23 protein-coding genes are annotated in these 17884 nt (G+C 46.2%); 5 read left to right on the plus strand and 18 right to left on the minus strand.

The genetic code is table 11. The features are described from left to right. The first annotated feature begins 19 nt into the window (after window positions 1–19). From NATGR_RS16980 to NATGR_RS16995, 3 genes are all read left to right on the plus strand, one after another. Window positions 20–514 (plus strand): hypothetical protein, encoded by a 495-nt coding sequence (locus NATGR_RS16980; RefSeq protein ID WP_139222407.1) that lies wholly within the window; start codon window positions 20–22, stop codon window positions 512–514. Continuing rightward, window positions 511–1590, plus strand: a complete 1080-nt coding sequence (locus tag NATGR_RS16985; RefSeq protein WP_005576606.1) for a tyrosine-type recombinase/integrase — start codon at window positions 511–513, stop codon at window positions 1588–1590. The genes NATGR_RS16980 and NATGR_RS16985 overlap by 4 nt, the downstream gene beginning before the upstream one ends. Window positions 1591–2073: 483 nt before the next feature. Continuing rightward, on the plus strand, window positions 2074–2448 hold the full coding sequence (locus NATGR_RS16995; RefSeq protein ID WP_005576604.1) for a hypothetical protein: 375 nt from the start codon (window positions 2074–2076) through the stop codon (window positions 2446–2448). Here NATGR_RS16995 and NATGR_RS17000 read toward each other — a convergent pair. The 7 genes from NATGR_RS17000 to NATGR_RS17015 all read right to left on the minus strand — a co-directional run bounded on the left by NATGR_RS17000 (window position 2445) and on the right by NATGR_RS17015 (window position 8138). Next, window positions 2445–2633 carry a hypothetical protein gene (locus NATGR_RS17000; RefSeq protein ID WP_005576603.1) on the minus strand — a complete coding sequence of 63 codons (189 nt, stop codon included), beginning with the start codon at window positions 2631–2633 and terminating at the stop codon, window positions 2445–2447. The genes NATGR_RS16995 and NATGR_RS17000 overlap by 4 nt on opposite strands. 48 nt (window positions 2634–2681) lie before the next feature. Beyond that, entirely contained in the window at window positions 2682–3434 is a 753-nt protein-coding gene (locus tag NATGR_RS19065; protein WP_015233850.1) for a recombinase family protein, read from the minus strand. A 299-nt stretch (window positions 3435–3733) separates the two neighbouring features. Beyond that, window positions 3734–4048, minus strand: a complete 315-nt coding sequence (locus tag NATGR_RS17005) for a hypothetical protein (RefSeq protein WP_005576601.1) — start codon at window positions 4046–4048, stop codon at window positions 3734–3736. Next, complete coding sequence (locus NATGR_RS19710) at window positions 4035–4253, minus strand: hypothetical protein (RefSeq protein WP_015233852.1); 219 nt, start codon at window positions 4251–4253, stop codon at window positions 4035–4037. The genes NATGR_RS17005 and NATGR_RS19710 overlap by 14 nt, the downstream gene beginning before the upstream one ends. Then, a complete protein-coding gene (locus tag NATGR_RS17010; protein ID WP_015233853.1) occupies window positions 4246–4506 on the minus strand; it encodes a hypothetical protein in 261 nt (86 codons plus the stop codon). Before NATGR_RS17010 ends, NATGR_RS19710 begins: the two co-directional genes overlap by 8 nt. 71 nt (window positions 4507–4577) lie before the next feature. Then, window positions 4578–5027, minus strand: a complete 450-nt coding sequence (locus NATGR_RS19715; protein ID WP_015233854.1) for a hypothetical protein — start codon at window positions 5025–5027, stop codon at window positions 4578–4580. 171 nt (window positions 5028–5198) lie between these two features. Continuing rightward, on the minus strand, window positions 5199–8138 hold the full coding sequence (locus NATGR_RS17015; RefSeq protein WP_015233855.1) for an N-6 DNA methylase: 2940 nt from the start codon (window positions 8136–8138) through the stop codon (window positions 5199–5201). A 97-nt stretch (window positions 8139–8235) separates the two neighbouring features. Between NATGR_RS17015 and NATGR_RS20700 the strand changes: the two genes are divergently transcribed. Beyond that, window positions 8236–8469 (plus strand): hypothetical protein, encoded by a 234-nt coding sequence (locus NATGR_RS20700; RefSeq protein WP_015233856.1) that lies wholly within the window; start codon window positions 8236–8238, stop codon window positions 8467–8469. Here the strand turns inward: NATGR_RS20700 and NATGR_RS17020 are convergent, their stop codons facing one another. The 5 genes from NATGR_RS17020 to NATGR_RS17045 form a co-directional block, all read right to left on the minus strand. Beyond that, the gene (locus tag NATGR_RS17020; RefSeq protein WP_005576593.1) at window positions 8470–8718 is read right to left on the minus strand and encodes a helix-hairpin-helix domain-containing protein; all 249 of its coding nucleotides are present in this window, start codon (window positions 8716–8718) and stop codon (window positions 8470–8472) included. A 798-nt stretch (window positions 8719–9516) separates the two neighbouring features. Continuing rightward, on the minus strand, window positions 9517–9834 hold the full coding sequence (locus NATGR_RS17025) for a hypothetical protein (protein WP_005576591.1): 318 nt from the start codon (window positions 9832–9834) through the stop codon (window positions 9517–9519). Continuing rightward, window positions 9828–10259, minus strand: a complete 432-nt coding sequence (locus NATGR_RS19720) for a hypothetical protein (protein WP_139222408.1) — start codon at window positions 10257–10259, stop codon at window positions 9828–9830. The genes NATGR_RS17025 and NATGR_RS19720 overlap by 7 nt, the downstream gene beginning before the upstream one ends. A gap of 661 nt (window positions 10260–10920) precedes the next feature. Beyond that, on the minus strand, window positions 10921–11421 hold the full coding sequence (locus NATGR_RS19725) for a hypothetical protein (protein ID WP_015233859.1): 501 nt from the start codon (window positions 11419–11421) through the stop codon (window positions 10921–10923). 43 nt (window positions 11422–11464) lie between these two features. Then, a complete protein-coding gene (locus NATGR_RS17045) occupies window positions 11465–11647 on the minus strand; it encodes a hypothetical protein (protein ID WP_049887877.1) in 183 nt (60 codons plus the stop codon). Between the two features lie 163 nt (window positions 11648–11810). Here NATGR_RS17045 and NATGR_RS17050 point away from each other — a divergent pair, with 163 nt between their 5' ends. Then, on the plus strand, window positions 11811–12059 hold the full coding sequence (locus tag NATGR_RS17050) for a HalOD1 output domain-containing protein (RefSeq protein ID WP_005576580.1): 249 nt from the start codon (window positions 11811–11813) through the stop codon (window positions 12057–12059). Window positions 12060–12322: 263 nt separating this feature from the next. Here NATGR_RS17050 and NATGR_RS19730 read toward each other — a convergent pair whose 3' ends face one another. The 6 genes from NATGR_RS19730 to NATGR_RS17085 form a co-directional block, all read right to left on the minus strand. Then, window positions 12323–13426: a PQQ-binding-like beta-propeller repeat protein gene (locus tag NATGR_RS19730; protein ID WP_015233861.1), complete on the minus strand. Its 1104-nt coding sequence runs from the start codon at window positions 13424–13426 to the stop codon at window positions 12323–12325. A gap of 68 nt (window positions 13427–13494) precedes the next feature. Continuing rightward, window positions 13495–14250, minus strand: coding sequence for a hypothetical protein (locus NATGR_RS17065; protein ID WP_005576575.1), 756 nt, complete (start codon window positions 14248–14250; stop codon window positions 13495–13497). 263 nt (window positions 14251–14513) lie between these two features. After that, on the minus strand, window positions 14514–15680 hold the full coding sequence (locus tag NATGR_RS17070) for a zonular occludens toxin domain-containing protein (RefSeq protein ID WP_005576573.1): 1167 nt from the start codon (window positions 15678–15680) through the stop codon (window positions 14514–14516). After that, entirely contained in the window at window positions 15677–16522 is an 846-nt protein-coding gene (locus NATGR_RS17075; RefSeq protein WP_005576572.1) for an ABC transporter permease, read from the minus strand. Before NATGR_RS17075 ends, NATGR_RS17070 begins: the two co-directional genes overlap by 4 nt. After that, window positions 16519–17073, minus strand: coding sequence for a hypothetical protein (locus NATGR_RS17080; protein ID WP_005576570.1), 555 nt, complete (start codon window positions 17071–17073; stop codon window positions 16519–16521). The genes NATGR_RS17075 and NATGR_RS17080 overlap by 4 nt, the downstream gene beginning before the upstream one ends. 64 nt (window positions 17074–17137) lie before the next feature. Continuing rightward, complete coding sequence (locus NATGR_RS17085; protein ID WP_015233862.1) at window positions 17138–17851, minus strand: hypothetical protein; 714 nt, start codon at window positions 17849–17851, stop codon at window positions 17138–17140. Window positions 17852–17884 lie beyond the last annotated feature (33 nt).

Here is a 17884-nt window from a genome sequence, read left to right on the forward strand (position 1 = left end):
TGAAGTGTCTATAGGTGATATGTGGAATACACCGACCGTCAAAATGCCCCGGATTAATGTCACAGTCGATGACGAGCAAAAGGATAGATGGGACTCCCATGTGGAGGAAGACCCAACTGTATCGAGCCTTTCGGAAATGGTTCGAACGGCGGTTGAGCGATACATAACTAGTGACGATTCATCGCCAGAGGGCCTTAACAATGCTGTTGATGAGGATATGATGGAGTTGTTGGAGTCTATCGATTCCCGAACCGCAAATTTGGAAAATAGTTTGGACAAGCTCCATCGTCGGACTGTACATGACGACGAGATTGAAGATATAGTCCGTCTTCACACGGAACAACTTCCCGATATTGTTACTATGCAGTTGCTGTTGAAAAATCTCCATTCGGGTTCAGAGCCGATTGAAGCTGAGGATATAGATACGTATTATGACGAGCCCTCGGATGAATTGGTTGACATAGCCAAATTGCAAGAAGAGCGCCGTAAACGGTTGAACGAGAGGTTAGAATGAGTCAGATACAAGAGTTAGAAGATGATGAATGGTTCGAAGAGTGGTTAGAAACATTTGGAGATGATGGGCATTATGATGACTTGATGTTTGGAGCGGAATTGAAGAAAGCCAGTAAACGTGTCCTCCGTCATAACAAGACGAATAAAGCTCAGAACACTTTCCGCAACCGGAAGGTAGTACTACGTCAGTTCCTTGAATTTTGTGATTATTATGGTGTTGACCCATTAAACCTCGAAGAAACATCTGCTGATGATGACCTCGTGGTGGAGGACTGGAAAAATATAATGCTCGACCAAGATTATGCGCCCCGGTCTGTTAGAAATAAGTTATACGCATTATCAAGCATTTACCAGCGTTGGGAGTCGAGGGGCTATGTTGATTCAAATCCTGTCGAGGACGTGGATGATATAGATGACTTGGAGCGAACACGATTAGAAGAACACAGCACGAAGGAGTATCTCAGTGTTGATGAATATGAACAAATTCTTGATGCTTGTGATATCCTCCGTGACCGAATTCTGATTCAACTCTTATGGGAGTGTGGTCTCCGAGCGCAGGAAGCAATCGAAGTAACCAAGCATGATATCGACAGAGAGAATCGGTCAATAACTATTGAGAATGTTAAAGATGGGAAGTATAAGTCAAAGGACGAACGAACTGTCTACTACTCTTGGTCGTTCGAACGTTTACTGGTGCGGTGGTTTGATGATGGGGAACGTCTCAAATACCTCGGAACTGAGGAAGACAAAGATAAGGACGAAAAACATTTGTTGGTAACAAAACAGGCACCACAGATGGCGATTGGTCGAGTGAACGAGATTGTTAATGAGAGAGCCGAAGCTGCTGGGATTCAAGAGACGATTTACACTGATAAGTCTGGCCGGGAACGTAATCAGATTCATTCGCATATTTTCCGGAAGTCGTACGGTGTACACCGTACGAAAAAAGGGATGCCAATTGCGTATTTGACGGAGCTTTTGGGCCATAGTGATATTGAAACTACAAAAGAACACTATCTGAAATTCCGTGATGATGATATTGAAGAAGCTGAACGAGAATATAGTTCCATGATTTAGAAACCGAATTAAAATCAGCCGTATAAGTTCTCTCGCCTTCTCATTTTCTCACGTCATGTTCGGATTGTTCAGTAGCTCCGGTTCGAGTGAACAGCGCCCTGAAGTCACTATCAATCAAGACCCTCGTGAGCTAACGATTTCAGTCAAGGGCAAGCCGGGGGACGACACGCAGGATGTCGTTGATATGGTTGCGACAGCGTTCCGAGACCGAGCCCGCAACGGGATTGATGTGTCTCCGGAGGATGGGGGAGAACTAGTCCTGAAGCAGGATGATGATGGGGTTCACAGACTACCTTAAATGACTCCTGAGGTAGTCGAGTGGGAGGATTTCGAACTGAATTGTTTGACAAGGAACTGTGACGGCCAGATGAAGCCAGTCAAGAACGAACGTGATACGATAGGGATGGTCTATTGTCCCATGTGCGAGGTTGTTGTCCGATTGCATTATGAACCATCGTATCCATCAGACGAGCATTACCCGTTATGAACCCTGATGACGACGATTTTTCACTCGCTGAGGCAATGGGGAACGAGTTAGCGATTCTCGGAAACGATTTTGTTGAAAACGAATACACACCGGGTCTGAAGACGGATGACTACGATGTTGGAGTGTACGTTCAGACAGTGAAGGATGTGGATGTTGGTAATGTTCATGTCGATAATGGCCTACTGATGATGGTCCCGGATGATTCAAAGCCTCGGAAACTGTTGAGGGAGTACGTCTACACGAGGGGAGCCACAGTAGTCAGTGACAATATAGAAGATATTGCGACTGCTGTTCCGGAGGAAGAAGTGTTCACGGGGAGTGTATCAGCGTCAGGAGGGTGGGAGAATTATTACGTGATGTTGGTCGCTTAGACTTGTACGTCGAACGGGTTTTCGTCTTCTTCGATGGGGTCAAGCCGCTTCTCGTCGTTGTACGGTTCAAACTCCAATGGTTGGAACGGGTCTGGGATTTCTTCGTCTTCGTATGCTTCGAAGTCCTCTTCAGTATTTTCTTGCTCGGTGTCGAACCCAAGAACGGATTTGATTGTTTCAATCATATATAATATAATTAAAAGGCAGGAGTAAAGGGGTTGGGGTGGTTCGATTCAACAACTTATCTCAGAGAGGGCTTCTTGAATACGGTCGTCTTCTGCTTCTTGTTCAGTATACCACGCACGTTTCTCTTCGTCTTGGTCGATGTTGGAAAGCGTTTGTCGTGTGACGTGTGGGGTGTTTTCAGCAGCTTGGCGGTAGCTCATCCCGTTCTCTATCAATTCTAATGCTTCAACGATATCCAGATATCCAGTTTCACCTTCGTCGTAGTCTGGGTTGAGATTTGGTTTGAGATATCCATCTTGCCGTGTGAATCCCTTCGGAACGTTCCCAAGCCACTTTCCCTCTTCTCTGGCCCGTCGTTGCCCCGACCGTGTTCGCCGTATCAACGTTCGACGTTCCTCAGCAGCTACAGAAGCAATGATATCTGCCACAAGCCTTCCAGTTCCGTCTGGACGGATTTCACGTACGCTCCCGTTTGAGACGTGAATAACAACTTCGTTGTCTTCACAGGCGTCGAAGAATCGTTGTGCAAGTAGTCCTTTCCGGGCGATTCGGGATATTTCCCACACAACCACGTTGTCTATCTTGCCTTCTTTGATGTCTTCAATGAGGTTCAAGAATTTGTCTCGGTCTTCACTCGCTCCCGATGCTTGTTCAGGATAAACTTCTACATCTTTGATGGCGAGGTTATGTCGGTCAAGCCAGTCTTTGATATCAGCGAGTTGGTGTTCATCATCTTGTTCGGCTGTACTTCTTCGGATATATGTTGCTACGTTTTCCAGAGTTTCAGACATATTTTCCATTTCTAGTTTACATCTACTACCCTATATAAGTGACCCCGTTCTGTTTACAGGGTGTAAACAGATGACCATCAAATTACAACCTTCAAGAGAATAGGAATCACTCTGCTGGCCACGCTTCTTCGGACCAATACTTCTTCTCGTCTATCTCATACCGTTCAATGGAATCAATTCGTATCTGTATCTGGTCTTCGACCCCTCTTTCTTCGAAACAAGACTGACAGATGTAACCGAATTCTGGATACAACATCTTGCGGTTATTACACTCCGGGCAGTCGTTCCAACGACCTTCAGAAGACATGTTACACCACCTCGTTTTTGAAACGCACAATTAGATTTCGAAGCTTGAGCAGTACGAGAAGTCCAATTATTCCGACTACAAATCCAGTTACGAGACCTATTGTGAGTTCATCTGTTGGGATGGTTATCGTCAGTTCATCAGTTGTCTGGAGTAGGTATACAGCGTAGCTGTAGGCATACTCCAGTTCGTTCCAAAGGAATACTAGACCAGCGTCAATTATATTTATTGCAGTTAATAATCCGAGCAAGAATATTCCCACAAATCCGAATACGAGGATACCTTCTAACCAGCTAAATTCGCTCTCAGCACTCATCATCACTCACCTCGTTTACTACGTCCTCGAAAATGTAGTGTGTGAACCACAGGCCTGCTACGAGGATGAGTGGGTATCCAAGTACAATTGGGAGTAGTCCAACGTCGGAACTAGCCGCAGCTTGGTAACTTCCGAGTACCGCAAATCCACCAGTAGCGTATGTGAAAGTGACCTTGTTTCCGATATCATCAGCATCGACACTACTCATTATCGCTCACCTCCTTCAGAATCATCCGGAGGTCATCACGACGATTTTTCATCTTCTCAAGCTCGTGTAGTTGTATAACGAACTGCTTCCTCTCAATTTGGTCCAGCCGTTCAAAGTTCGTACTTTCGACGGTTTCCTCAAGGTCATCTGTCTCTTCATCAAGCTCTTCGATTTGATTTCTAAGGAATATTTTCCCCCATTTAAACATATACATTATAATATAGTATGTCGGTGGGCTAAGGCTTTGGGTCATCCGGAAAGTCAGTTGTTGGTTTTGCAGAAAATGAGAATTGGAGGTGAAATCAGGGGGTCAAGGAGTCAGTATTACTGTTCGGTTTTATAGTCTTGATTCGGGTCATAGGAGAACGGGGTGTCACCGCTGTCAATATCTGCATCTGAGAACGGACCTGTTTTGATGGCGAATTCAATGTTAGAGTCTACTCCTTGTAGAGTCTCTTTCAAGAACTCAGTACTACCAGAAATGATAATGAGTGTCGAATACAGAGTGCAACTTTCATCTGGTTTGATTATTTCCACCCCTCCGAAATTTATGAAGGCATCTACAGGGTAGCTGTGTTGTTGAACATTGTGTAGTGACTTGGGTTCCCCGTTTCTTTCTCGTATCTTTTGTTTCAAATGGTTAGTATTCATCTCTTTGAACGATTTCGGACCAGAATAACCTAATCCACGTTTTTCAACTTCGGATTTTATGGCTTTGATAGAACTATCCACATCTTGTTCAGAAGTACCATAAATTAGGATGCCGGTTTTCATTTTGGTCGTATTGGTTGACCATACACATATATTTGTATCTCGTATCGATTACTACTAGATACAATCTACCACTGGGTGGATTAAAATTGAAATCAGAGAGCTACAGATTCAAATTTCACCTCAGTTGGTGCTTCTGTTAGGAGACTCAATAACTGAGTATCGATAGTTGAGTTAGCTGAAATCGTTTAGAGTCGTACTCTCACGGGCTGCTTCAACACCCGGTAGTTCGATAGCTCCAGTATCTTCGTCAACACGTTCACTTCTCTCGACCAGAACTGTCGTCTTGTGTCCAGCACCTTCATCTCGCATACTGATTAGTGCCTCAAGAGACTGCTTTACTTCACTCAGAAGCTCCTCATTATCGCCTTCGAGATTGAGTGCTTCGAGAACGGCTCGGTCAAGTGCATCCCGTTCTTCCTCAGTATTCTCGAACGTAGCGTCTTCAACCTCTTCTTCACGGTTTCGAAGGTCTTGGAACGCTTCTTTGATATCCTGTTTCGTATCTCCGTCGATATTGTTCGGGTCTGGAACAGGCCATTGTTCAGTCTCGTATACTTTTGTTTGGAGACGAGTCATCCCTTGGCCACCTGCTCGACGCCCAAGTAATTCATTCGCTATCCCGACAATCCGGGAATTCAGTATTCCTCCGAGGACTTCTTCATCAATATCTTCGGGTGGTTCGATGTAGTAGAATTGGTCACTGGTCGCAGCTTCAACATCGTTCCAGAAGACACGGTGGACTCTCCATGTGAACATGGTAGAGAGAAGTTTTGGACGAGGTAACGTCCCTAAATCAAACCAGATATCCCGAGCTTGTTGTGTTCTACGTTCATGGTATTCGTCATCTTCTCCACTCTCGATATACTCAAGGAGAGGGTGATGGTCGTTCTCCTCCAACCACTCTTTTACTTGTTCAGTTTCAGTTGTTCCGAAATCTGCATCTCCAGCAAGAGCTTCTCTCACGTAATCATGAACATCTAGGATAACCCACTCAGAAGCTTCTTCTTCGGTGACTGGAATTGTTTCTACTTGCCCAGTCGCCTTGAGCAATGGACTCGTATATGGCTCTAGTCCGAGGTCATGCATATCTTCCGTATGGCCTGTAAAGAAAGCGTTAGCTCCGGTCGTAATACCACGGCTCACTTTAGCTATTTCAGAGAGTTCAACCACATTGGGGCAAGCTTGGAGGTCAAAGTAGATTGGAGGTCCGAAGAAGAATGTATTCCATTTGCTCTCATGATAGAGAGAAGATTGTTTCCGAGTAACAAGTCGGTAGTTATCCTCTGAAATCATCTGATTTGTATCTGTTTCAGATTTGACTAGGGTGACAATATCATCAATATCCATTTCGTTAGTCACCCGGAGGAATTTTGTTATATTGTCGTCTCGCTCCTCTTCATTATCTTCTTTTTCAAGGATGATAACGCTGGAGTCTACAAGTGCGTCGTCAAACACTTGTCGGTCAAATTTGATAATAGCATTTATTCTGTAATTGTTTAGCAAGAACTTCTGAACGTCTTCTCCATATTTTGTATCTAACCAGCGGTCACTGATGATATATCCTAACTTCCCACCGTCTGCTAGGAACTCCGTCGCATGTGTGATGAAGTATGAATAGATGTCAGAGCGTTTTGAGATATACTCACCATCTATCTCTCGGTTGCTAAGGTGGTCTCTGACTTTCTCTTTGTCATCGATGTTTTCCTGCCGGATGTATGGTGGGTTCCCAACAACAGCATCAAAACCTCCAACTTGTTCCTGAAGGTCTTCCTCAGTCTCAGCTCCTTCAGTTTCTTCACCTTCAGCACTCGCCCGGGTTCTCTCAAACCGCTGGTAGCGTTTTACGTCGAAGAAGTCAGTAATCTCGATATCAACGTCTTCTGTATACGAAGTCAAGTCTTGGATGGCGAGATTAATTGCTGAGAGGTGGGCTGGGAACCGATTGATTTCAACTCCAGATATCTGGGTGAGGATTCGTTCATGGCTCCCTTGTGGTTCAGATAATAATTGTTGGAGGCGGTGGTAAGAACTAACAAGAAAACCACCACTACCACACGAGGGGTCGAGGACGTTAGCACTCTCATCTTCGATAGTTAGCCTCGTAATTAAGTCACAGATTTGTGGTGGGGTGTAGTACTCCCCCATATCTTGGCGTCGTTCGGCAGGTATAACGCCTTCATATATTTGCCCGATAACGTCGCTGTCGAATTGACTGAGGTCCTGTTCGTCAAGTTCTATTATGAAGTCTCGAATCTTTGATGAAACAGGGTCAAGCGGAATTTCGTCATATACATCGTCATGCTCGAATACCGCTTCAAAGTCTACTTCATCAACAATTTGGTCGAAGTAGTCACGAAGGTCTTCTTGAACACGATGAGGGCTCACCGCCAATGGCTCTACATCTTGGGAGTATGTAGGAGCACTCTCTAGAATCTTGTAGAAAATTATCTTGTTGATTAGGAGATATGCGGCTTGTTCAGCGAATTCTCTCCGAACTTCGCTTGGGTTATCTCCGGGATAATCTATTCCTTGTTTAGAAGTCCACTTTTTAAAATCCTCATTGAATTCGTCATCTTGTTCTAAATGCTCCTCCATTGAATCCTCAAGTCGAGGAGTGACGTACTCATGAAGGGTATTAACACGGTCAATGAAAATGTTGTCAAGGGCGTCCCAACGCTGGTCGCCCGCAGCTAATCGACCAATTTCATCGAGAAGTGTACTTGCAAACTCCTCTGGGTCCGAAATTTCGTATGATTTCTGTGACCTCTCAAGTAACGGCACACCTTCTTCGAAGGCGTCAAAGACAACTAATCGCTCTTCATTGTATGTACAGAAATACGGGGCTCCGAGGTCTCCCGCGTATCCAAACGCTTGGCGGATAACGTCGGCTGCATAAGGGTCAATATCTCGGCCACCGTCTGGACGTTTAGCCTCAATAACAAATACTGGACTCCCATTTTCATCAAATACCACAAGGTCTGCACGACCAGAAATCCCTTCATTGTATTCTGGACGGGCATGTCCGAATGTGATGTCACCACGAGTTGGTTGTTCTTCAATTGCGTTTTCGAGGTATCTGTAGAAATCGAAATGAATATCAGCTTCACTCATGGTATTTGGTCACCATGTTTAGACTTGTTGAGATACTAGAGGCTTGTATCTTACTGTATCATAACTCTATTTGGTGAAGTGACGAAGCCAATAGAGTATGGTGAAGGGATTTCATAAAGGAGACCGAGTTCGAATTGATATCCCCGATGAAACTGACCCAGACCACGACAGATTCCACGGAGAGCAAGGGGTAGTCCAAGATATCATCGAAGATGATGCAGGGTCAGAAACTGGAGACCCACGTGACAATATACTCTACCAAATACAACTAAATAACGGCAAGGAAATGGGTTTCAGATGGCGAGACCTCCGTCCAGCCGACACTGTATAGTCAATTTCGAAAATGCTTGTGAACTGCTTTAGCTTGGTCCTCGCTAATCCCATCGACACGAGCTAATTCCTCAACAGAAGAGGTTGCCACAGCATCAAGAGAACGGTACTCCTGAAGCAGACGTGCTGCGTCCGTCTCATCAACACCCGGGATATCTTCCTCCACAAGCTCATCATGGCTGTTGGAGATTTCTCGGAACTCGTCCATTCCGTCCGTCTGGATGTGGACCCCTTCGAGGTTCAGTTCCATTTTCTGGTCTATTGAACCGGGGTAGTGTTATAGTTATCGGGGGTAAAAGAAAAATAGACTCTCCGCTGTGGAGACCTCCCCCATCTCCTGTTGCGTCCACGTCGCCCGGGCGAAGAAAATCAGTCAAGGATTCCGAATTTAATCAGAATCATTAGGAACACAACTATCACAGTCCCAATCAGCGTCCAAATACCCCACGCTTCAGGGGTACACAGCGGGTCATATTCCATGGGGAGATGTCCTGTAGCAGCAATAATCCCTGAAATAACGCCTCCGACGATTGAACCGAGTAGCGGAATCAGCCATAGTATCACTAAGTATTTTAGTAATTTTAGTATCATGTATTCATAACTACACAATCTGCTAGTAAAGGGTTTTCCCGGATAAGATAGAGAATCTATCTTAGACTTGCTCGGTCAAGTCAAATCGTAGTAAAACGCTATCTCCTGTGGTGTCCACGTAGATTATCGGCGGATGGTCGTCTCCTGAAACTCGAAATCCGATATCTCCTGAGAATCGCAGTGTGACTTTGCCCCCTTCTTCATCAATGTTTTTCAATTCAGAAGAAGGGGATGTAGAGAGTACCGAGGTGATGTAGTCTACTGATTTTTCTGTCACTCGGGGCGGGTCGATAAGGTCTCGGAGGTCGTCACGGTCGTTAATCCATACGCACTCGTATATGATGCTGCGATAACTTATACGATTGATTATCTTTCACCCTTCCTTGTGTTGGTAAAATCAGGCGTGGTTTTCGGATTCTATCACGCAATAGATAGGGGTTTTGTACCTCAAAAACAGTTATTCGAGCCGAAATATCTCATCCCAGACCACGCAACTCCGTTCTGAAGCTAGCTCCACGGCGTGTTGGGCAGCTTCGGCTTCGGAGTTGAAGAACCCGTGTGATTCGATTATTTTTCTATTTCCATCATCGTCTTCAGCTTCCCGAATCACTACGTCGTGAGCCTTGGCATCGGGGTCTCGATGGCGTACGTGAGTGTCGTCTCCGGGTAGGCGGTAGACTTGGATGTGTTGGTAATCAACTACCCGTTCGTCAGTGATGTAGTCGGATTCGGCGTGGTCGGAGACCTGCCCTGATACACCATTCCGTTCTAGCATTCTCCGACTCTTTCAAGGAACGTCACTGAATCAATAACGTATCGTTCTCCACACCCCGGGCACTCTAGTTGCTCGTTCATGTTTCCTGCTGCCCACATCTCTAGTTCGGTATCGCAATCAGGGTACGTATCGGTATCTAGCCCGGCTGATTTTTGTTTGATTTGGTCGATAGTGTTTGATAAGTCAAAGGTCATCAGAACTCCATCCACAGTCGTATCTAATCGTACAATGGGTGGGTGAGAATCCGATGAAATGCGAAGACCGAGGTCTTCCGAGAATCGAAGTGTAACCTTGCCCTCTTCCTCTTTTACGTTTTCTATAGTGCATGTTGGATTAGTGGATATTATCGAGGAGATGTAGTCTACTGATTTTTCAGTCACTCGTGGCGGGTCAACTAGCTCACGGAGGTCGTCACGGTCAGGCATACACACGTATATGATTCTACGAGAACTTATACGACCGAGTATATTTCACTCGACTGTGTACAAGTAAAAAATCAGGAATCGCCCGGGAGAAGAAATTACTCTCGTGCGAACGCTAATCGTTTGATGAACGACACTGTGTTAACCACATACCTATCCCCGCACCCTGTACACACACGTTCATGTTTATTTTCTACGGGGTCTTCCAAATCCCACTCACACTGTGGACACGTATTGATATCTAGCCCTTCTGCGATTTGTTCGATGGGGGTAGTCAGGTCGAAAGTCAGGTACATCCCGTCCCCGTACGTGTCTACCTCCCGAATCTCTGGATGGTCTTCTCGGACACTTAGGACAGCTAAGTGAGGAAAATGTATGGTGACACGCCCGGCATCGGCCCACATATCATCGATGTACGCAGACGATTCTGGACCAATATGGGCTTTAATGTAATTTACCGAGTGCTGGTGGATAACAGGCTGATTAGCTAACTCTTCTAAATCCTCCATGTCGTATGACATACACACGTATATGGGCCTACGCTAACTTATACGACCGATTATATTACACTCCACTGTGTATAAGTAAAAAATCAGGCGTGGTTTTCGGATTCTACACTGTAACAGATGGGGGTTTTCCGTCTCAGAATCGGACTTAGACTACGTTATGGTTCACTCAACTCCATTCGCACCGTTATTTCTACATCTTCGTCCATCGGTGCTTCGTGTCGTTCTGCATTTAACTGGAGTTGGTGCTGTCCCTCTGTTTCAATTTCATACTCATTGGTGTCTCCGTCGTCTTCTGGATAGAAGTGATGACTGTGTACAAATGCTGTACCGTCTCCGACCTGAAAATGCAACCTTTCACCTTCGGCAATATCTGTTGCTTGGACAGTCACAGTTTGCCCATCGACTACATCCACGTGCCAGTCACGTAGGTCAGTTAATGTGTCATCGAACACAACGCCGGTTTCGTAGTCGTCATCATCCCCAGTAGTATCATCATCATCAGATTCATCTTGGCCATTGTTTCCGTTCTCCTCATCATCACCATCAGTATCTTCTGGACCTTCTGGGTCTTCTTGGTCAGTATCGTCAGCAGTACACCCAGCCACTCCAATGACTCCAACTCCCCCAATCGTGGAAAGCACCTTTCGCCTGTTCATATAGAATTGATTATACCCGGGCAAAATAATACTTCTCGTCTAACTATTCTCCATCGTAGACTCTGGTATACTTCAAAATCAAGCGTCCTTCATCGTCCTCAGTTTCCTCGATGGCGAATACGTCTCCTCGCTCCACATCATGTTTTCGAGTTATAGATGCTGGGATAGAGATATCCATCGTCGCAGTTCCCTTCCGACCACGCACCTTCACTGTCTTCTTCGTCATCGTGGAGTGGCAACGCAAGATTGTCAAAAACACTTTTTTAACCATATTACGCAGTATGTACATAACTGATAAGTTAGTTGATTAATCCGCCAGCGTTATACGTGTCAGGAATCAACCTTCGCCCGGGGGATGGGGGATTCCTCCATTTCGCCCACATACCACCATGGTATATCAAATTGACAGCGACGAATCCACAACCACTGCTGTTGTCCAAGCTGTTGCTGACCACAAAGGAGTCCATCACGAGGAGTTAGAGCCGATATACGGAACTGTCGAGCCAGATGCCTTAGAGTCGATTGTAGACAGAGGCTATGATGTTGTGGTTCAGTTTGAGTACGAAGGAGAGGTCGTCACAGTAGGTCCTAATCAGATTAAGCTTGGCGACAGGGAATCCAGCATGGAGCAGGCTTAACGAAGACTGTCAGTCGTCCAAATCCGCATCCGACGCTACGTGAGCTTGTAGAACATTCCGGATGTGGTAATCTTTTTCGCTAGCTTCATTCGCTTGGAGAGCCTGTTCTAAGTGCGTTTTCGCATCTTCGCTAAGGCCTGTCATCCCCAACTAAGGGCAGAGACTAATTATAGAAAAATCTTCCTTTTCGACTGTCATACCACACAGAGGCAAAAATTCCGAACAGGTTCGGTAACTATTGAACGAACGTCATTTCCGTGTCGCTATCCGTCGTAATCGTGGTACACGTCTATTTCCGAATCCGTGCTAATCATCCACGTTCGACCATCTCCAGAGATTTTCACACTGACATCCCGGGACTCAAACTCATCTTGCCAAACCACATCTCCGCTACCATCGTAGACGTTTGCGGTATGTACGCCTTCCGTGGCGTCTTCATACCGGGCAATACTCCGTCCACTACTGCTGATATCCACGGCATCGTACCACCAGAGCCCGACTTCGTTGTGAGTCCACTGTTCGTTCCCATCCGGGTCAAATGCGATTGTATTTTCAACATCATGGGTGAGTAGGGTTTCTCCATTCTGTGAAAGTTCAAAGAAACCGCCGAGGTCTTGGTCTGTCCACCGAATATCCCCATCAAGGTCGTACACAAGGAGCCTTCCATCGTCTAACCCAACAACAGCTATTTCATTGCTGATAGCGGCTCTAATAGGTGGTTCATCAAACTCATCGGACCAGATGTGTTCTCCATCATGGGCCACATGAATTGCATCTTCGTTTTCAGGTTCATCCTCACGGTCTTCCGTACGAGCGATAGCATATTCGCCGGAGGGAGAAGTATCAGCTTCCCACACACGCCCTGATGGAAGTCCAGTTTCCCATAGAACAGCGTCATCCATTGACAGAGCCACTAATGATGTAACAGATGCTGTTGTGACCGATTCGAACCCATCAGTTACTCCAGACCCAGCGATTTCAGTTTCGTTCCCTTCTGCGGTTTCCATCGTCCGCTGCCATTGTGACTCTCCGTCTCGGTCGTAGAGTGTGATAGTGCCGTGGACGATTGAGATAAGCTGGTCTCCATCCGGGGAAAGATGCACATCGGCGTTGTCTTCAGTAATCGTCCTCGAAGCTCCATCCGGGTCGTGTAGTATTGTTTCTCCAGTAGCCGCAGTAACCATCGTGTGGCCGTTTTCGGAGATATCCATGTCATAGTACGTTCCGTCTTCGAGTTGGAGTACACGCTCTATGCCGTCTCCATCACCGAATCCTGTATCCGCCGATAACTCTTCTTCTGAACAACCAGCTAGTCCAATCGCTCCTGCTGCTGCTGCAATCCCACCCAGATACGCCCTCCTGTGCATACCTCACCCTATTCACGAGTGTCATATCAAACTACTCCTATGTTCTTCGCTCAAACGGGTCCAGTCGGCTAATCCTTCAAGTCTTGGAGGAACACATCAAACCCCTTGTAAACATCTAGACTTTCACTCATTTCAATATTCTCAGTTACAGCGTCTACTAGTTCCAAATTCGCCCATTTCGCTTCTATGAGAAGCATATTGCAATCAGAAAGAATGGCCTGTGTGCAAACAAGCATATCGGCAAAATCGTTCTCTTTGACGGTCTCGTTCGGGTCCATCATAGAAACTCGATGTAGAAATATTTGCTTTTTCACATACTCAATAATATCCACTTCATGCTCGTGAAGAATGTACTTTTCACCCTCTTCCTTCAAGTAATCCTCAAATGCAAGCCCCTTTAGATTGTCATGGCCCCACTCTTGGTAGAGTTCTCGTATTTGTTCCATCCCATCGAAGTAGTCTTCTGTAGCACTCCATGTAGAATCTCGAAATACACGCTGGAGCGTTTCTACCTGACCTAAGCCCTGAGTTTTTCTTCTAACATACCGCCGATATTGATGGTTTGGAATTATATCTAACACAGAATCACTGACATAGAATTCATTTCCGTCTACGGGAGTCGGTGGGAGGGCTTTGTCCGCAATAGCTACGATTATTTTAGACATCAAGTCTTGTTCGTCTGCCTTCACTAAGTCGATGAAATTCCCTGAGCCAAAGTAAACTTGAACATCCTCTCTTGACGTAATATCAAAAAGTTGTTTAAACCGTTGAGGATTATGTTTTAGAAAAATCCAGTAGTTTGTGTCCATCATAATCCGTTTCATAACCGACTCTCATTACTCGCCCAATATAAACTTCCGGACCAATCTTCGACCAACCTCGTAAACCGATTCAGTCGCTCGATTCCGATAACTACCGAACGTTCAAAATCTCTTCTCGAACGCTCTTCGAACACGGATTGACAGAAACCACTGGACGGCATCGAGTCGTTCGGCGTTCGGTGTTCGAGAGCCCCCCTCTCCAATTGCGGGTGTATACGGGCGCTCGCACGGGCGAGAGAAAGGAAAATGGAAAAATTTCGGCTATTTCACTCCATATTCTGGAGTGTCTGGAGCTTCTTATCGTCAATCAAGTCGGCATCTTCTTCCAGCAATTCGTCTTTGTGTTGCTTGATTTTCTCTCGAACAGTAGATTTGCTATCGTAATCCGAGAACGCTACTATATCAGACATGGACCTGTCGGTGAAAGCGTAGACCGCAGCAAGTTTCTCGTCTTCTTTCTCCTGCTTGAAGTCCTCAAATTCCTCCTTCGTAGCGAAGTCATCTTCTTCTTTGTCCTCGTCATCGAAAATGAATTTCCCTTCGTCGTAGGTCTCAAAGTGGATATCCGTCGGAGGAACACCGTCAAGTCGTTCCATGAGGTCTCCACCTTCTCTGTCCTTCAGCGTCTTGAATATCTTAGCCTGTGTGAGAGCCGATTTATGGACGAACACGGTACACAGTGCCCGTAGAGCCTTGTCTATATCCTTTCCATCCTGCCCTATAAGGAACATATGAGCGTTAGATTTCCGGGCCAGCTTCAGCACTTTCGCTAACTGTTTCGCTCGATGTTGGTCAGCTCCGACTCCCGTAAAAATTTGCGCCGCTTCGTCGATTATCATCACAAACGGCGGGAGGTCTTCGCCTGCCTGCATCCTGTCACGGCGGTCTTCAAGTAGTTCGACTAGCCGAGAATAACGTTTAATCTCCATATCAATATCATCAGACTTCATGTTCGCCGCTGTGATGATGTCTTGGTCCCGGTAGATGAACTGGAAAACCTCCAACATCAGGGCTGAGAAGTCTGTTTTCCCGTGACCCATCGCTCCGAACACATAGGCGAGGAACACGGGTTGGGATTCGACTGCCTTCACTAACTTCATCAACGCTTTGAATCCGCTTGCATCAGTCTCGTAGCCCACAATCCCACTCTGGTAGGATAAGTGGGTCATGTTCCCCCGGAGGATACTTTCAGTTGAACTCTTCGTGGCGTGTTTTTGCACTACCCAGTGACAGTATGGCGTCTCTCCGAAGCTGTCGTAATCACCGTACGGCTCGAAGTGGAGAGCGCACTGGTGGAGATGGTTCAACGTTCGTTCGTCGGTTACAAGCCCCGTCCACCAGTAGTGTGGAGACTCGTCTTGTTTGGGAAGATTTCCATCTACGAATTCTTTGAATTCGGCTTCTATCGGGCGTTCACGGGCGTTTGCGCTCATTCGTCATCACCTCCTTCAGAGTCGTCCTTGTCACGGTCGGGAAGCTGGTATTGCCCTTCTCGCAGGTCGTGGTCCTCTTCTTCCCGCTTACGTTCAGTCTCTTCAATGTGTTCTCGAACAGGAGAGTTCGGAAGTTCACCTTCCGCAAGTGTCTCTCGCTCGAAGTCCCGAATCATCCGGTTAGTCTCACGAGCGGCGTCCTCTGTGGCGTAATCTTTCCGCCGTGAGTCTGTTTCAACGGCAGCTTGGTACTTGCCGTCTCGGTCTTCTATAACCTTCTCTAGCTTGTCCTCGTGGACTCGAAGTTCATACATAGACATATTGCCGATATCGGGCGCAACAGCAATGTTATCGTCTTTATAGTACGCTACTGCTTCGTAGAAATTGCCGTTGAAGTTGAGTGCAGATGTGTTCGTTTTCTCACCCATAAATCGTGGAGCGTCTGAATCGTACAGATACACATCTAGGTCGCTCCAGTCTCGTTCTGAAAGTTCGAAGCCTCCACCAACACCGCCGTTAGCGACGTTAGTAGCGAATAGTTCCCGGTCGTCCGTACGGTACAGCATGTAGGCAACAACCGTCCCCGGTATCAAACTCAGTATGATGAACCAGAAGGCAATGTTGAGAAACCCACCGTAAGGGTCTCCAAAGAGTCCAAATCCAAGCACATCGAGCAATCCGAAGAACGCTATCACCAGCAAAGTGAAAAATGGTGCTATACCTATAACAGCTATTTTCACCCAGTAGAGTACCGTTCTGATTCCTTCTCCAATGTACTGGATATTCGTTTTTTGATTTTCTTTCTCTTCCTCAGATTCATGTTGGTAAGTATTCCCCGTCATTTGCCAAACACCTTTTTACCACCTGTTATTTTATCGATGAAACTGAACAAGAGAAGCCCTGAAGCCACGATACTCCCGAAGGAGAAGACAATCCCAGATACGATGTAAACTGGACTCCACTCATCACCAGACGGTGGCCCACGTATAGGCGGGTCAGAGAGGTCGTCGGTCATGTACCGTGACGAATCGATTGTAAATGTCACAACGGGGTCCTCCTCAACATCGACAGTAACGACGTTCTCACCTTGCTCTAAGCGCATATCTTCCACTGGGGGAAGGGCACCACCACCAGATGTACCATCATCAGCATAGGAACCCGAAACACCTGCCCTATCAGACTCGATGACAGCTTCTACTTCACCATCATCCGTTTCCCGGTATTCAACAAGCCTCACACTGTCTGAAAACTCGAATTCGTAATTCTGTACCTCGTTAACTTCTTCGTCCTCTTGTTCTTGCGCCGAGACCTCGACGGAGACCAACCCCATGAGGAGACCGGCGACAAGCAAGAGAACTACAACTCCAACAAGTATTTTCAATATTCTAAACATACATTATTATATATGTTTTAGAAGAATAAAGAATCACCGACGAGAAGAGTGTAATCTAGCGATTTTACTGCCGTATAGCTATTCCTAGGATAGCTACTACACCGAAAAGAACCACAATTACAATTCCAGTGAGAGCGATGGCTTCCATGCTAAGTTCGTCCCCGGATTCTCCACCGCCACCACCAGCGTCTTCGTCGTCCTCGAACTCAACTGTTTCTTCGCTCGTATCAACGGTCACAGTGCCATCTCCAGTGATTTCCAAGGTCTCCTCGATGGTTTCAGTTTCTATCTCCACGGTGTGTTCTCCGTCTGTGATTTCTGAGAACGTAGCAAGCCCGTCACTGTCAGTCTCAATGGTTTCCTCGCCAATCGTGACCTCTGCTTCTTCTACAGCTTCATCATCGTCAGAAACGTCCACATCGACCTCGTGTGTAGTCTCTTCTTCGTCTTCGTCGTCAGAGTCATCCTCTTCAGCAGTGAGAGTGAGCGTCACGGTCTCGTCCTCTCCATCGATGGAAACGCTTTCTTCGCCCTCTTCGAAGCCATCAGCGTCGGCTGTGGCCGTGTAATCACCATCCTCTAACTCAGTTTTATCCACTTCTTCCCCGTCTTCGTCTTCGACCGTCACATCGGGGTCCTCGATTGCTACCCCATCTTCGTCTTCAACTTCCACTGTTAATTCATAAGTCGATTCTTCTGCTGCTACTGCACCAGTCATAACAGACATGATAACAGCGATTGCTACAATTGCTGCACCTATTTTTGATTTATCAAGCATACAATAATTAATATGTTATAAAAGAACTAAGGT

The organism is Natronobacterium gregoryi SP2 (assembly GCF_000230715.2).
Classification (GTDB): domain Archaea; phylum Halobacteriota; class Halobacteria; order Halobacteriales; family Natrialbaceae; genus Natronobacterium; species Natronobacterium gregoryi.

Coding starts and splice junctions, on each gene's coding strand:
- NATGR_RS16980 (WP_139222407.1), top strand. CDS start 20: ATGTGGAATACACCGACCGTCAAAATGCCCCGGATTAATGTCACAGTC.
- NATGR_RS16985 (WP_005576606.1), top strand. CDS start 511: ATGAGTCAGATACAAGAGTTAGAAGATGATGAATGGTTCGAAGAGTGG.
- NATGR_RS16995 (WP_005576604.1), top strand. CDS start 2,074: ATGAACCCTGATGACGACGATTTTTCACTCGCTGAGGCAATGGGGAAC.
- NATGR_RS17000 (WP_005576603.1), bottom strand. CDS start 2,633: ATGATTGAAACAATCAAATCCGTTCTTGGGTTCGACACCGAGCAAGAA.
- NATGR_RS19065 (WP_015233850.1), bottom strand. CDS start 3,434: ATGGAAAATATGTCTGAAACTCTGGAAAACGTAGCAACATATATCCGA.
- NATGR_RS17005 (WP_005576601.1), bottom strand. CDS start 4,048: ATGATGAGTGCTGAGAGCGAATTTAGCTGGTTAGAAGGTATCCTCGTA.
- NATGR_RS19710 (WP_015233852.1), bottom strand. CDS start 4,253: ATGAGTAGTGTCGATGCTGATGATATCGGAAACAAGGTCACTTTCACA.
- NATGR_RS17010 (WP_015233853.1), bottom strand. CDS start 4,506: ATGACCCAAAGCCTTAGCCCACCGACATACTATATTATAATGTATATG.
- NATGR_RS19715 (WP_015233854.1), bottom strand. CDS start 5,027: ATGAAAACCGGCATCCTAATTTATGGTACTTCTGAACAAGATGTGGAT.
- NATGR_RS17015 (WP_015233855.1), bottom strand. CDS start 8,138: ATGAGTGAAGCTGATATTCATTTCGATTTCTACAGATACCTCGAAAAC.
- NATGR_RS20700 (WP_015233856.1), top strand. CDS start 8,236: ATGGTGAAGGGATTTCATAAAGGAGACCGAGTTCGAATTGATATCCCC.
- NATGR_RS17020 (WP_005576593.1), bottom strand. CDS start 8,718: ATGGAACTGAACCTCGAAGGGGTCCACATCCAGACGGACGGAATGGAC.
- NATGR_RS17025 (WP_005576591.1), bottom strand. CDS start 9,834: ATGCTAGAACGGAATGGTGTATCAGGGCAGGTCTCCGACCACGCCGAA.
- NATGR_RS19720 (WP_139222408.1), bottom strand. CDS start 10,259: ATGCCTGACCGTGACGACCTCCGTGAGCTAGTTGACCCGCCACGAGTG.
- NATGR_RS19725 (WP_015233859.1), bottom strand. CDS start 11,421: ATGAACAGGCGAAAGGTGCTTTCCACGATTGGGGGAGTTGGAGTCATT.
- NATGR_RS17045 (WP_049887877.1), bottom strand. CDS start 11,647: ATGACGAAGAAGACAGTGAAGGTGCGTGGTCGGAAGGGAACTGCGACG.
- NATGR_RS17050 (WP_005576580.1), top strand. CDS start 11,811: ATGGTATATCAAATTGACAGCGACGAATCCACAACCACTGCTGTTGTC.
- NATGR_RS19730 (WP_015233861.1), bottom strand. CDS start 13,426: ATGCACAGGAGGGCGTATCTGGGTGGGATTGCAGCAGCAGCAGGAGCG.
- NATGR_RS17065 (WP_005576575.1), bottom strand. CDS start 14,250: ATGAAACGGATTATGATGGACACAAACTACTGGATTTTTCTAAAACAT.
- NATGR_RS17070 (WP_005576573.1), bottom strand. CDS start 15,680: ATGAGCGCAAACGCCCGTGAACGCCCGATAGAAGCCGAATTCAAAGAA.
- NATGR_RS17075 (WP_005576572.1), bottom strand. CDS start 16,522: ATGACGGGGAATACTTACCAACATGAATCTGAGGAAGAGAAAGAAAAT.
- NATGR_RS17080 (WP_005576570.1), bottom strand. CDS start 17,073: ATGTTTAGAATATTGAAAATACTTGTTGGAGTTGTAGTTCTCTTGCTT.
- NATGR_RS17085 (WP_015233862.1), bottom strand. CDS start 17,851: ATGCTTGATAAATCAAAAATAGGTGCAGCAATTGTAGCAATCGCTGTT.